The sequence below is a fragment of the Psychrobacter sp. G genome, assembly GCF_000418305.1.
GTDB lineage: Bacteria > Pseudomonadota > Gammaproteobacteria > Pseudomonadales > Moraxellaceae > Psychrobacter > Psychrobacter cryohalolentis.
The window spans coordinates 1,268,086-1,281,494 of sequence record NC_021661.1 but is presented as its reverse complement, the minus strand read 5'-3'; the positions used below and the strand labels follow the sequence as shown (position 1 = coordinate 1,281,494).

Below are 13,409 nucleotides of genomic sequence, written 5' to 3'. Positions count from 1 at the left end.
GGAAACATTATGAGCACCCCTACTCGCAAACGCAAAAAAGCCGCCCCAAAAACTTTTAAGGCGGCCTACGATATCTTAAAAACCAATGCTGCTGAATTGCAGCAACAAGATGAGCCTGATATTGATAATCTCATGACCACTGTTGAAGAATCGATTGCCGCTTATCGCATTTGCGAGACTCGTATTAACGCAGTACAACAAGCTTTAGATGCCGCATTTTCTGAAGAAAACAAAACGGTTGCAAGCGAGAGCTAAATAGCCGTTTTGTCGTGCCTAAATGGCTTTTAATGAAAGCTATTCGGGCTCGTTAACTTCAAACACTTGGCGCAGATAGGCAAGATAGGTGTCATTATTGATCATTGTCTTGCCTGGACTATCAGACAGTTTAGCGACCGGCTGACCGTTGCATTCAACCAATTTCAGAACAATATTCAATGGCGTGATGCCCATATCGTTGGTGAGATTGGTGCCAATACCAAAGCTGGTTTTGATTTGACCTTTAAAATACTGATGCAAATCCCACGCCTTATTCAGATCCAAGCCATCACTAAAGGTTAACACTTTGGTTCTTGGATCTATTTTTAGCTTTTGATAATGAGCAATCGCCTTATCACCCCAAAGATAAGGGTCGCCGCTATCATGACGCAAACCATCAAAAAGCTTGGCAAAATACAAGTCAAAATCGCGTAAGAACGCATCCATGCCGACGACGTCAGTCAGCGCAATACCCAAATCACCGCGATACTCGTGTACCCAAGCTTCAAGCGCTGCTTTTTGTGAGTCACGTAAGCGCACATCCAGTGCCTGAAATGCCTGCATAAACTCATGTGCCATGGTACCAATGGGCGTCATGCCAAGCTTTTTTGCCAAATAAACGTTGGACGTGCCGCCCACTATGTTTGGCTCAGCTTTGTGCAAAGTCTCAACCACATGAGCTTGCCAGTCTTTATTAAACCGTCTACGTGTACCAAAATCAGCAACGATAAAAGGAGGAATATCACGGCTATTGCCTGCTTGTTCGGCAGCATAACGATGTAACAACTCCACTTTCTTCTCTAAGCGGCGCTGCCCTTCTTCAAGCACACTTGCATCCGTTAATACTTTAAAATATAGCTCATTGACAATGGCTAGTACGAATACTTCGAAGAACATCGCCTGAATCATCGGACCTTCGATATCGATAAATAGGCGACCTTTGTCATCGGTAGTCACCGTGATAAAACGACGTTTTAATTTAAACAATTCCAAGTAATCAACGAAGTCTGAACGCATAAAGCGCAAGCCACGTAAGTATTCTAGTTCATCTTCTAAAAATCGCAATTCACATAAGCTGTCTAGTTGCTGCTCTAATTGCTCTTTGATATCAGCAAGTGGATAAGCGGCATCTTTGTTATTACGGCAGCGAAAGCGGTAGACACCATGGGTCTGAGGAAACTGATGTAGCATAGCTTGTAGCATAGTAAATTTGTACAAGTCGTTATCAAGTAACGAGGTAATAATAGGCTCAAAAGTGGTAGAAGTATGGGTAACGGTCATGTTACAGCCTTAAATACAAAAATGAAAAATCGCTAAACGAAGCAAGCGATAAAATAGGTGGATATAACGATATAGTCAATGAAAAGTAATATCGACACATTATGTACTGCTGGTATCAATTTTTCTTGCTTGCTGTGCCTACGCAGACAGAGGCTGCAAAAAATTTGTACCAGCAGTACCGTAGCGTTTCTAGAGTATTTTGACTATATATATTACTGATAGAACAATCATAAGCGTTTGAGTATAACGAACTTTAGATTATTTTTCAGAGTTCACTATGGATTGCAGCAAAATTACTATGATTCATAGCAGTATTCATCACATTATTAGCCGACTATAACCTATAAAAAAGACGCCAAGAATATTCTTAACGTCTTTTTATAAAATTATTAAACCATGTTATTTACTAAGGTTTCGCAGGTTTAATCAACTTCACTAGTGGCGCATAGCCTGACTGAGGCATTACATTGATCGGGATAAACTGCAATGCACCGCCATTGATGCAATAACGCAGACCGCCACGGTCTTTTGGACCATCAGGGAACACGTGACCCAGATGCGAATCCGCCACTCGTGAACGAATCTCAGTACGTACCATATTAAATGCCGTATCGTCATGCTGAGTAATCACTTGCTTATCAATTGGCTTGGTAAAACTTGGCCAACCACAGCCTGAGGCATATTTATCAGTTGATAAGAATAAAGGCTCACCGCTGACCACATCGACATAGACACCGGGTGCAAACAAGTTATCATATTCATGACTGAATGCCCGCTCAGTGCCTGCATCTTGAGTAATATCATATTGCGCTTTGGTCAACGTATTTTTTAGCGCGCCTTTATCAAACCCCGCATAGCGCTTAGGATCTAATGTCTCAGCGACAGTAGTGACTGGTGCAAGCTTAGTACGTGCCGTGTCTTCAGGCTTGTCATCAGCAAGGCTTAAATCAACATGGCAATAGCCATTCGGATTTTTCGCTAGATAATCTTGATGATACATCTCAGCTAAGTAAAAGTTGTCCAATAGTTTGTTTTCAACGACTACCTTTTGCTTATATTGGCTTTGTACACGCTTAATTGCAGCATCAACTACCGCTTTATCTGCTTTGTCCGTGTAATAAACGCCTGAACGATACTGTACACCGCGATCATTACCTTGCTTGTTTAAGCTGGTTGGATCAACCACGCGGAAATAATACTTTAAAATCGTATCAAGGTCGGTTTTATCCGCATCATAAGTGACTTTGACTGCTTCGGCATGCCCTGAACCACGGATTACTTGCTCATAGCTTGGGTTGACTGTGTCGCCATTGGCATAACCTGATACAGCATCTACGACACCATCGACTCGCTCCATATAGGCTTCAACGCCCCAGAAACAGCCACCAGCTAGGTAGATTGAGCGGGTATTAATCGCCTTACCTTTGTCATTATAATAAACGCCATCTTTTTGTTTAATAGTCTCAATTTTACTGTTGTTATCTAATGTTTGTACATTTGCAGGCTTAGCACTACCAGCTTTGAGTTCAGCAAAATCATTATTGGCATTTTCAGCGAGGGCATAGGCTTGCTCTGCTGACATATTACCTTTGACCAGATGCACCAAATTACCGTTTTTATCGAGTATTGCCCAACTTGGATAAACCTGTACGCCAAGCTTATTAATCAGCTCGCCTGAGGCATCAATCAATACGGGAAGCTTAGGGTAATCGGCTTGCACGCCAGCATACCAAGTGCTGAATTCGCCATTGGCTTTTTCATTCAGATGACCTGGACTTGCCACAGTGACGACATTTAAACCAGAAAATTTAGGATCAGTACGCCATTCTTCAGTTTCTGCTAGCGTCCCTAAACATAGAGGGCACCAGCTCGCCCAAAACTTAACTAAGGTAGGTTTATTGGGGTCAATCACAGCAGCGCCATTTTTACCCAGACTCTTGGTCAGCTGTGGTAATGCTTGCATTGTTTTGAGCATATCGGATGGCAGCATATCACGTGAGCTTTTCACGCCACTATTTTGCTTGCTTGTGCTACTACTGACGTTATTCTCTGCACTACTCATCTGCCCACAAGCTACCAATATACCAGCACTCAAGACCGTCGTGACGCCAAACGCACTGATATTCTTTAACCAATGTGACACCGCATGCGGTGAGCCTGTCGCTGAATTGTTAGCATTTTTATTTTCATGACTATTAGTATTATAATTATTCGCGTCATGATGATTTTTTTTATGTGGCATGAGAGGTCCTTTTGACGATACGCTACAGGTTATAGGGCAGCTCATGGTCTTCTTGCGCTATTAGTTAAAGTAAATGAGTAAAGGTTTTGGAGTGATAAACATACTGTAAAAGGGTGAGTCAGGCTTAGTAAAAGCTATAAGACAAAATAGAAATAGAGTGTGAGGCTAGAGCTGAAACCTAATACTGTATCTGTACCTATAGTGGCTTTAGCTTAGATAAAGATATGACATGCTTTAAGTATGACTGCCATATTAGAGTATCTTAATAGTATATACTGATAATGGAGTTTTCTTTAATAGTAAAAGAGATAATGCTACACTCTTTTAACAGCGTGGAAATAATAGAGTGATAGAAGAATTTAGTAGAACTGTCTTTTTAATAAAATAATAACGATGACATAAGTCGCTATATAGTCAGTTCAAAATAAAAGCGATACGATTGTAATAACGTGTTATTGGCTATAAATTTTTTTGCAGCCTCTGTCACGCCTGCGAACAGCAACCAAGAAAAAATTATAGCCAATAGCACTGTATCGCTTTTAAAATGAATCAACTATATACACCTACTGCTTAGCACCCATAAATCTCGCGACATACTCATCAGCGGGATTATGACGTAAGTCGCTTGATGTGCCTGTTTGCACCAAACGTCCACCATTCAAAATACTAATACGCTGACCTACCTTGATGGCTTCGTCAATATCATGGGTAATAAACACAATCGTCTTATTCAATCGCGCTTGTAGCTCTAATAATTGATCCTGTAGTTGAGCGCGAATCAAAGGATCGAGCGCCGAAAAGGCTTCATCCATGAGCAATATAGGATTGTCCATTGCCAAAGCACGTGCCAGCCCAACGCGTTGCTGCATGCCTCCTGACAGCTCATCGGGATAGCTACGCTCTAGATTGGATAGACCAACTTCATTCAGCCAGTGCCGAGCAACCTCATGACGTTCCTTGATACTCATTTTTCGCACCCGCAAGCCATAGGCGACGTTTTGAATGACGGTCATATGAGGTACCAGACCAAAATGCTGAAACACCATACTGACCGTTTGCTGACGATAGTGCTGAAGCTCTTTATCATTTAGCGCTAAGATATTAATAGCAGAAGATGGTTCTCCTTTCTCTATTGGCAAGGCATCTTTATTTGTAACTACTGAGTTAGATACTATTTTAGTCACAGAGTTTTTAGCATTGATATCTGTATTTACCAATATCTTGCCACTGGTTGGATCAATCAGACGATTGATATGACGTATCAAGGTTGACTTGCCGGAGCCTGACAACCCCATAATACAATGCAGCTCGCCTGCTTTGACCGCCAAATTAATATCATAAAGCCCGACCGAATAGCCGGTTTGCTCTTTTACCGCAATACTATCCATACCCTCAGCCAGCAATGCCAATGCCATTTTTGCTTGTGCGTGACTGGCGTTATATATCTTACTGATATTTTCTAGCTGAATATGATTCATTGTCGTTCTCTTTGTTTTTATTTTTAGAATTGTTATCTATTAAGAGTGATTCATGTAGTTGAGTTATTTTAAAACCGACACAAGGCATTATTATGTCTACAAATAACTGCTAACCAATCGGGCGTCTACCAGCTTCAATGGTTTTTTGGCGCGCACGCTTACCTTGCCCAAACGCCTGAGTAATGCGGTCAATGATAATCGCCACAATGACAATTGCCGTACCTGCTTGTAAGCCTTGACCAATATTGAGCGTTTGAATAGATTGCAATACATCTTCACCAAGACCTGGCGCTCCGATCATGGACGCCAATACCACCATAGACAGTGACATCATGACGGCTTGATTCACCCCTGCCATGATACTGGGCAGCGCTTGTGGTAGCTTAATCCAAATAAGCAATTGTAGATGAGTACTGCCAAACGAGCGTCCTGCTTCCACCATCTCATGATTCACTTGAGTAATACCTAAGGTCGTCAGACGAATAAGCGGCGGTAATGCATAAATAATGGTGGCAAACAGCGCTGGCACTTTACCGATTCCAAACAGCATCAGTACCGGTATCAGATAAACAAAGCTTGGCATGGTTTGCATCACATCTAATATAGGCGTCACAATCTTACGCAATAGCTTACTTCCTGACATGGCAATGCCGATAGGAATACCAATAACCACCGTCACCCATACTGAAACGATGAGCAATGCCAAGGTATCAATTAACGCGCCCCATAAACCAAATGCCCCAATTAAGAACAACCCAGCGCCGCATGCTAAGGCAAACCAAATTTTACGTACAGCAAACCATGCCAATACCGTCACAAGGGCAATAATTAGCCATGGTGGGATAAGCGTTAATAGGCGCTCAATAGGAAGCAATAAATACGTTAAGGCGACAGTACTGATCGTACGGAATACGTCGCCATAATTGCGAACGACGCTGGCTAAGGTGTTATTCAGTGGAGATTCAAGTGACCATGAAGGGAAAAAATTTGATGATAAACCTAATGAATTCGTACTAGATGCTTTTTTATCAGTCACGATAGCAGCACCCGTTAAGCTAATACCTAATTTAGCTGCAAGGTTGGTAGCTGCCTCGTCCGATAACCACTGCTGCCAAACTTGGGGGTTATCACGCAGAAAAACAAAGGCTTGCTCCTCCCCGCTACGTTTGCTTTCACTCATCTCTAAAATAGCACCATTAAGCTCAGCGGGGCTAAATTGGATTTTTTTGAAAACATCTGCAAGCTCAGGATTGGCATCGATAAACGGGGTAGATACAGCGATACCTAAAGGCGATACAGGGAATCCAGACACGCAATCAGCGGTGCCATCAGCAAGTAATAAGTCTTGCCAGCAGGCGTCATCATGGGCAGGAAATTCCAATGCGGCAAAATCGTATTTTGCCATCAAACCTGTCGGCTGCCAGTAATAAAATAAGAGTGGCTTATGCTGCTCAAAAGCGGAGGCAATTTCGGCATCAAGGGCTGCACCTGTGCCGGGATGAGCATTATTAAAATCACTCTCCAAGCCAGTATTTTTAAGCAATCGTGTATTAAAAATCTCACACGTCCAACCAGATGGACAGTTCATAAAGCGTGATTTACTGGGGTTTTCAGGGTCTTTAAACAGCTCAGCGTATTTAGGAAGATCTTGATAACGGCGTAGACCCGGATTTTCGTCCAGTACATATTTAGGAACATACCAACCTTGGGTTGCACCGCCCTTAAGCGTGTCACCAATAACAGCGACTTTATTCTGCTCAATAGCTTGTGTCATGATGGGTGAGCGCCCTATCCACTGCTCTCCAATAACTTGGATATCATCTTGCGACAATGCCGTTTCAAGTGCAGGACCTGCTCCCGGCACCTCTTCTACCTGACAGCCATAACCGCTTTCAATGATATATTTTAAAACACCGCTTGTGAACTGACCACTCTCCCATGTCAATGCCCCAAATTTAATCGGTGCTTGGCATGTTGGCACAGCAGCTGATACTGGCAAAGACAGTAAGAGCGAGCTTATAAGCAATAAGCTAAATGCAATCCATTGGCGCACGGCGTTATCCTATTTATTATCTTTATTATGAAAATAGCTGTCATTAGCCTAATTTGAGCAGTTAATAAGCCTATCATCTACTACTGATTTTTATCTAAAACAAACAAAACTATCGTTTAGTGTCACTACAAAGTGTAGCGATTTATAACACTGATAACAAATGATTCTTTAGACAAAAAAATAGCACCTACCGTAGTAGATGCTATTGATGGATAAATGTGAGTAAATACTATCTATTCAATAAGGCAACTATTTTAAACTGCTATTTCAAAAACAGCGCCATTGCCTTTTTAAACAAGCCACCATAGGGCGGTAACAATATATTTAGCCCATTCAATTTGGATTGTATAAAGATAGGTTTCATATGACTCAAACGATCAAATCCAGCTTTACCATGGTAAGCGCCCGTACCTGAATCCCCAACACCGCCAAACGGCAAGTCATGCTGCGCTACATGCATAATCACTTCGTTGATACATAATCCGCCCGATACCGTATTGGTGCGTACCTTATCTATATCACGGCTATTATCACCGAAGACATATAGCGCTAACGGTCGTGGACGGGCGTTAATAAATGCAATCGCATTATCAAGAGTGTCATAGTGCATGAGCGGTAAAACGGGTGCAAATATCTCGTTTTGCATCAAATCACTCTCAGGCGCAGGCTCGCTGACAATAACCGGTGGCATGAGACGCGTTTCAAGATTAGACGTCGCATCAGTGAGTCTATAGACACCTTCACTGGATAAATTCTCTAAATAGCCTTTAACACGCTTGAACTGCTGAACATTAATAATGCGCGAGTAATCAGGATTGCTTTCAATATTGGGATAGTGTTTCTCCATCCACTCTCTTGCCAGACGCACAAATTCATCATGATGTTGGCGCTGGATCAGTACATAGTCAGGGGCGATACATGTTTGACCTGCGTTTAAAGTCTTGCCCATCATTACACGATTGACAGCATTTTCTAGGTTAGCACCCTCTAATACTATTACTGGCGACTTGCCACCGAGCTCAAGTGTGACCGGTGTTAGATTGGGTGCTGCCGCTGCCATTACCTTTTTACCAACAGCAGTAGAGCCGGTATAGAGCAGGTGATCAAAAGGCAACTCGCTAAAAGCCGCTGCAATCTCAACTTCACCGATGACCACACAAACCATATCTGCTGAAAAATAACGTGAAATGGTTTCTGCAAACGTTTGCGCAAATTGCGGCGCCGCTTCACTCATTTTAATCATGATGCGGTTACCAGCGGTAATCGCATCAATCATCGGTCCTATCGCCAAAAATAAAGGATAGTTCCAAGGTACCATGATACCAACCACACCTAATGGCTGTGGCAAAATCTCATTATGGGCTGGCATATATAGTGCTGAAATCGATACTCGCTGCGCCTTCATCCACCTCTTACCGTGCTTTTTGGCATGACTGATACCCGTAAAGCTCGGAAACAGCTCGGCAAATTGAGTTTCTGATTCACTACGATAGCCAAAATCAGCACTGATAGCATTAGCAAGTAGCTGTTGATTGTCACTCAGCATTAGCTCTAGATTATCGAGTTGGTCTCTACGCGTTGCCCAATCATTGATAGGCTGAGTACGGCTTAGATTTTGCATGCGTGAAAACTGTGACTGCATATCTGCCACGGTTTTGATAATACTAAGCCCTTCGTGCTCATCGTATTTAGGATGCATCGCTTGAACCTGATTGTTTTGATCGCTGTCTGTCATATATCTTCCTTGTCATATACGTGAGAGTCAGCACGTTTTGTCAAATTTAAGACTCTATAGCTATTATTAGACACTAAAAATCACTGATATCACTCTATTATCCTCATAAAAGTGTTATCTATGCAAAAAAGTCTAATAGCGAATAAGGCTAAAACATCATTTTCTTAGATATTACTTTTGTTTAGTACCATTTAATGTAGCCCATTGATTCCTGAATGAACAGCATCTTTAATGCACCCATGCGTTTGTATACGATGCGTATCTGCTCACTACAAGGTGGCCTTTTGTGGCTATTTTATTCTTTTATATTTTTCCAGTTCAATATAATTAAAATTAAAATTTGGGCGACAATATGAAAACTGCTACACTCAATGATAGTAATATTAACAATTGATAGCCCATTTTACATAACAAAAACATAAGACAGCCACTCTCATGCCAAACACTATGCAGGCGCTTCATACGCGACCACTTAATGAAAATCTCATCACAAAGTCACTCACTGCTGCTGACTATGTGGCTACTCTTGATGCCATGCTATCACGCACGTTAGAGCGTATCTCTCTCAAAAAAGAGCAAGGACTGCGTACGCCTGACGAGTTATGGATTGTCGATCACAATGACGTTTATACCCTTGGGCAAGCAGGTAAAGAAGAGCATATCCTGCAACGTACTAATACCCCTATCATCAAAACCGATCGCGGTGGTCAGGTGACATGGCACGGACATGGTCAACTGGTTATGTATTGGCTGTTTGATCTGGACAGTATCAGCTGGAGTGTGCGCAATATGGTCTCACACGCTGAGCAAGCGATTGAGGATGTGGTCAATAACTGTCTCAAGAGCACAGCATCAACTGACACCAACCGTATCAGCGCCCGTGCCCGCCGTGATGCCCCAGGTGTCTATATATATGCTGATATGACTACAGAAACGGACAGTGCTCATACTAGTGATGAGATAGAAGGTGATAATACCATTATGATTGGTAAGATTGCGTCGCTTGGCTTTAAAATCAAGCATGGCTTTAGCTACCATGGTATTGCCATTAATTTAGATTGTGATTTATCAGCATTTAATGCTATCAATCCTTGTGGTTATGCGGGCATGCAAATGTTGCGTTTGGCAGATTTTGTTAATATGAACCAAGCGACCAATACACAGCCGACTACTCTGCCGCTTACCGATGACAAAAAAACACTTACCTACGAGCAATTTACGCAACAGCTCATCGAAAATATCGCAAAACGTCATGCAAGACAGATACCATTGCGTGAATTAGCGCCAAAATAAGTATTTTTTGCATAATCCTTTTTTGCATAATATCGTGCGCGCTTAGACTTAAGCATTTTGAGAAAATTTGATTCAAACTTGTTATAATCGCACACGGTACAAATTGGGCGCAGTAACAAACCTTATACGCCGACTTTAACCCTTTACGATTCAAACATTCATAACAAAAGCAAATTGGAGTATTTTATGGCAGATTTTAATAAAATTTTGGACGCAGGCGACGTCGACGGCGGCATTATTAATGTCGTAATAGAAATCCCAGCTGGTAGTAGCCATAAAATTGAGTGGAATCGCGAGTTGGCCGTATTTGAGCTTGATCGTGTTGACCCACAGATTTTTGCCAAGCCTTGCAACTATGGTTTTATCCCACAAACTCTTGATGAAGATGGCGACGAGTTAGATGCGCTTATCATCACAGAACAGCCTTTACCGACTGGTATTTTCTTAAAAGCGAAAGTCATCGGTGTGATGAAGTTTGTTGATGATGGCGAAGTCGATGACAAAATCGTCGTCGTACCTGCTGACGACCGTGATACAGGCAACGCTTATAACAGTCTAGCGGACTTACCAAAGCAGCTGATCAATCAGCTAGAATTCCATTTCAGTCACTATAAAGACCTCAAAAAAGCAGGTACAACGGTGGTTGAATCTTGGGGTGACGTAGAAGAAGCCAAAGAAGTCATTAAAGAGTCTATCCAACGCTGGAAAGATCTATAAATTAAAATGAAATAAAATTGATAACAGTACCGCAGATATGATGATAACTGCGGTATTTTTTTGCTTGAATTTTGACTGCACAACAAGGTTATAATACCCCAATCTACTTATTATCATGCTCAAATAAGGACAGTCATGTTTGATTCTGATTCAGGCTCAAAACCTGCCAAAGTAAAATTACCGAAAACGGTTGTCATGATGGTCGAAAAAGGCAATCTGGTCATGGCGATTAAGACGTTAGCCGCTGACGAAAATATCAGTATGGATGCTGCAAAATCTCGCATCGATGCATACGAGCTTGCTCTCAAAAATCAGCAGCAGCAAAAATTAAACAGTATCGCTAATAAACAAGGCATTCCTAGTCAAGCCATGAACTTTGATAGAGAAACAGTCGAAGATGATACTGAGCGCTTGATTAAGAGTAAAGTAAAAAGCACACCAACGGAGCAAAGCTTCCAAAGCCTACAAGAAGGCGTTGACAGTCAGCTCAATGATTTAGGCTATAAAAAACCCCTACTGCCCTACTGGGCAAAGCGACTACTCATCATTGCTATAATTATGGCTGGGTTATTTTGGATAATGTGGCGTGTGTTTGGCTAGTCTTTTATAAGTTGTTCCATTATAGCAGTCTGTTTTCAGTGGTCTGTTAATAGGTTTTTGAAGCCTTTTTGGTGGTTCTCTTAGGGTATAATCTAATCAAACCTATTGAAATAGCTCATCTAGTTTTGCGACAGCATCATCATATTCTTTGCCTGGATCTAGAAATGCTGTTTTAAATGAATAGTAATCTGCCAAAAACTCCAATGAGCATCCGCCTAAAGATTTTGCTTTTTCCATAAGCTTCATTCTAGAATCAAAAGGTATATACCATGAGTCATCTTCTAATAAGCAATTAACTAACATATCGACATCGAAGCATTCTTCTACTGCTTTATCAAATTTACTGAAAACATCTCTCCATGCCCCCATATCTGCATCTACTTTTGCTTCAGACATTTTCCTAATTTGAGTACTAATGCTACAGATATTCACTTATACCTCTACTTAAGTTCCAGAAAATAAATATCCAAACATATCTAGAATATAGCTTAAAGCACCCTCAACATAAGCTACGATGGAGAGATTGCAAAAGCTAACTTAATAGTTTTCAATCAATGACCTCATAGGTATTAAGATTATATCTGAAACCTACTGTTCGATGCCTGTATAGCGCACCGATCAGGATTTAACATTAATAAGCTCTATTACAATTAGTGTATTTACGACTTATTAAATCAAATTCATACCAGAAATCCCACATGATTCTGTCATCTGCATTGAATACTATCCTAACTCCACGTTCAACCTCCCAACACCAGCTAAATATAAGCTTAAGCTTTTGATAATGCATTTCAACCTCGGGAAATGGGATAGTTAATACATAAGTACCTGCTTTATCATATACCTTTGCTACAAAGTCTGTATTTCTAGAGAATCTTTCTTTATTAAAAATCAAAAAGTAATCGAAATTATCCAAAAGCGTAACCTCACCATACTCGAAGTCGATTTCAAAATTATTCAGTAGTGCTAATTTTTCGCGATTATTTAACTCCATTTTCCTTCTCTGTTAGAGCTAGTTCATTAGAATAATATAGTAAAATTTCATAATTTTATGGATAGCTCAAGTGGAAATTAGGTTCGTTATAACAAATCATAGAGATAATTTTTTTCGAAAAGCTCACATGATGTACATTACTAAGTACACTATGTCTCCCTAAATAGTTTGATCAATTATCGTATATAGCCTACAGCCTAGTGTTCAAGTCCTCACTAGGGGACCGAACTGATTCAATCAGTTCAGCAGTTATGAAATCATTAAGTTAGTTGAGTGCGCTATACAGACAGCGAACTGTAAGCTATATTCTCAATAATTATGGCAGGTTCTGTAAAAAAATGGACATTGAAATGAAGGCTAACATACGAACGTATCTTTGGGGTCACGAATCCTTTACTAATACATTAAAGAATGATTTTGTTTGGGACGTTGATAAATATTGGGATCTGGAAATCTTTTTACTAGATATTATTAAAGACATTGAAAATAAGGAAACTGTAGACAAGACGGTGATGGCAGATGTTTATTATTTAGGAAGATCAATTGAAACAGCATTTTCTTCAACTCTAAACCCATATGATGGTTGGAGTGTAGAAAATATAGATATAGAAGAGTTAACAGAATATTACGATAGGTTTACTCATATTATGAGAATTTTCTGGGGAAAAATCCCTTTACGTGATAATGACTATTTACTGAAAGAAAACCCCTTGTTTAAAGGGCTTTAAATATATTTAACTGTAATGCTTTATTAAAAACCT

General features: G+C 40.8%; 12 protein-coding genes. 5 read left to right on the top strand and 7 right to left on the bottom strand.

What is annotated here, in order from left to right:
* The first annotated feature begins 9 nt into the window (after positions 1 to 9).
* Positions 10 to 255, top strand: coding sequence for an exodeoxyribonuclease VII small subunit (gene xseB, locus PSYCG_RS05430; RefSeq protein WP_020443296.1), 246 nt, complete (start codon positions 10 to 12; stop codon positions 253 to 255).
* A gap of 39 nt (positions 256 to 294) precedes the next feature.
* On the opposite strand, the gene pncB is transcribed toward xseB, so the two are convergent.
* The 5 genes from pncB to PSYCG_RS05405 all read right to left on the bottom strand — a co-directional run bounded on the left by pncB (position 295) and on the right by PSYCG_RS05405 (position 9,044).
* Entirely contained in the window at positions 295 to 1,536 is a 1,242-nt protein-coding gene (gene pncB, locus PSYCG_RS05425) for a nicotinate phosphoribosyltransferase (protein WP_020443295.1), read from the bottom strand.
* 406 nt (positions 1,537 to 1,942) lie between these two features.
* Complete coding sequence (gene msrAB, locus PSYCG_RS05420; RefSeq protein ID WP_020443294.1) at positions 1,943 to 3,778, bottom strand: bifunctional peptide-methionine (S)-S-oxide reductase MsrA/peptide-methionine (R)-S-oxide reductase MsrB; 1,836 nt, start codon at positions 3,776 to 3,778, stop codon at positions 1,943 to 1,945.
* A gap of 563 nt (positions 3,779 to 4,341) precedes the next feature.
* Positions 4,342 to 5,256: an ATP-binding cassette domain-containing protein gene (locus PSYCG_RS05415; protein ID WP_020443293.1), complete on the bottom strand. Its 915-nt coding sequence runs from the start codon at positions 5,254 to 5,256 to the stop codon at positions 4,342 to 4,344.
* Between the two features lie 109 nt (positions 5,257 to 5,365).
* Positions 5,366 to 7,309: a glycine betaine ABC transporter substrate-binding protein gene (locus PSYCG_RS05410; RefSeq protein ID WP_020443292.1), complete on the bottom strand. Its 1,944-nt coding sequence runs from the start codon at positions 7,307 to 7,309 to the stop codon at positions 5,366 to 5,368.
* 262 nt (positions 7,310 to 7,571) lie between these two features.
* Positions 7,572 to 9,044 carry a coniferyl aldehyde dehydrogenase gene (locus PSYCG_RS05405; RefSeq protein WP_020443291.1) on the bottom strand — a complete coding sequence of 491 codons (1,473 nt, stop codon included), beginning with the start codon at positions 9,042 to 9,044 and terminating at the stop codon, positions 7,572 to 7,574.
* A gap of 435 nt (positions 9,045 to 9,479) precedes the next feature.
* On the opposite strand from PSYCG_RS05405, the gene lipB reads away from it, so the two are divergent.
* The 3 genes from lipB to PSYCG_RS05390 all read left to right on the top strand — a co-directional run bounded on the left by lipB (position 9,480) and on the right by PSYCG_RS05390 (position 11,654).
* Entirely contained in the window at positions 9,480 to 10,337 is an 858-nt protein-coding gene (gene lipB / locus PSYCG_RS05400; RefSeq protein WP_020443290.1) for a lipoyl(octanoyl) transferase LipB, read from the top strand.
* A 186-nt stretch (positions 10,338 to 10,523) separates the two neighbouring features.
* The gene (locus PSYCG_RS05395) at positions 10,524 to 11,054 is read left to right on the top strand and encodes an inorganic diphosphatase (RefSeq protein ID WP_020443289.1); all 531 of its coding nucleotides are present in this window, start codon (positions 10,524 to 10,526) and stop codon (positions 11,052 to 11,054) included.
* Between the two features lie 135 nt (positions 11,055 to 11,189).
* Positions 11,190 to 11,654: a hypothetical protein gene (locus PSYCG_RS05390; protein ID WP_020443288.1), complete on the top strand. Its 465-nt coding sequence runs from the start codon at positions 11,190 to 11,192 to the stop codon at positions 11,652 to 11,654.
* A gap of 102 nt (positions 11,655 to 11,756) precedes the next feature.
* On the opposite strand, the gene PSYCG_RS05385 is transcribed toward PSYCG_RS05390, so the two are convergent.
* Both PSYCG_RS05385 and PSYCG_RS05380 read right to left on the bottom strand, forming a co-directional pair.
* On the bottom strand, positions 11,757 to 12,050 hold the full coding sequence (locus PSYCG_RS05385; protein WP_020443287.1) for a hypothetical protein: 294 nt from the start codon (positions 12,048 to 12,050) through the stop codon (positions 11,757 to 11,759).
* Between the two features lie 235 nt (positions 12,051 to 12,285).
* Positions 12,286 to 12,648: a hypothetical protein gene (locus tag PSYCG_RS05380; RefSeq protein WP_020443286.1), complete on the bottom strand. Its 363-nt coding sequence runs from the start codon at positions 12,646 to 12,648 to the stop codon at positions 12,286 to 12,288.
* A gap of 350 nt (positions 12,649 to 12,998) precedes the next feature.
* Here PSYCG_RS05380 and PSYCG_RS05375 point away from each other — a divergent pair, with 350 nt between their 5' ends.
* Positions 12,999 to 13,376 (top strand): hypothetical protein, encoded by a 378-nt coding sequence (locus PSYCG_RS05375; RefSeq protein ID WP_020443285.1) that lies wholly within the window; start codon positions 12,999 to 13,001, stop codon positions 13,374 to 13,376.
* Positions 13,377 to 13,409: the final 33 nt, after the last annotated feature.

Bases quoted from the DNA above. Each gene is read 5' to 3' on its own strand.
- pncB (WP_020443295.1), bottom strand. From the start codon at position 1,536: ATGACCGTTACCCATACTTCTACCACTTTTGAGCCTATTATTACCTCG.
- PSYCG_RS05385 (WP_020443287.1), bottom strand. From the start codon at position 12,050: ATGTCTGAAGCAAAAGTAGATGCAGATATGGGGGCATGGAGAGATGTT.
- lipB (WP_020443290.1), top strand. From the start codon at position 9,480: ATGCCAAACACTATGCAGGCGCTTCATACGCGACCACTTAATGAAAAT.
- PSYCG_RS05415 (WP_020443293.1), bottom strand. From the start codon at position 5,256: ATGAATCATATTCAGCTAGAAAATATCAGTAAGATATATAACGCCAGT.
- PSYCG_RS05380 (WP_020443286.1), bottom strand. From the start codon at position 12,648: ATGGAGTTAAATAATCGCGAAAAATTAGCACTACTGAATAATTTTGAA.
- PSYCG_RS05390 (WP_020443288.1), top strand. From the start codon at position 11,190: ATGTTTGATTCTGATTCAGGCTCAAAACCTGCCAAAGTAAAATTACCG.
- PSYCG_RS05405 (WP_020443291.1), bottom strand. From the start codon at position 9,044: ATGACAGACAGCGATCAAAACAATCAGGTTCAAGCGATGCATCCTAAA.
- xseB (WP_020443296.1), top strand. From the start codon at position 10: ATGAGCACCCCTACTCGCAAACGCAAAAAAGCCGCCCCAAAAACTTTT.
- PSYCG_RS05375 (WP_020443285.1), top strand. From the start codon at position 12,999: ATGAAGGCTAACATACGAACGTATCTTTGGGGTCACGAATCCTTTACT.
- PSYCG_RS05395 (WP_020443289.1), top strand. From the start codon at position 10,524: ATGGCAGATTTTAATAAAATTTTGGACGCAGGCGACGTCGACGGCGGC.
- msrAB (WP_020443294.1), bottom strand. From the start codon at position 3,778: ATGCCACATAAAAAAAATCATCATGACGCGAATAATTATAATACTAAT.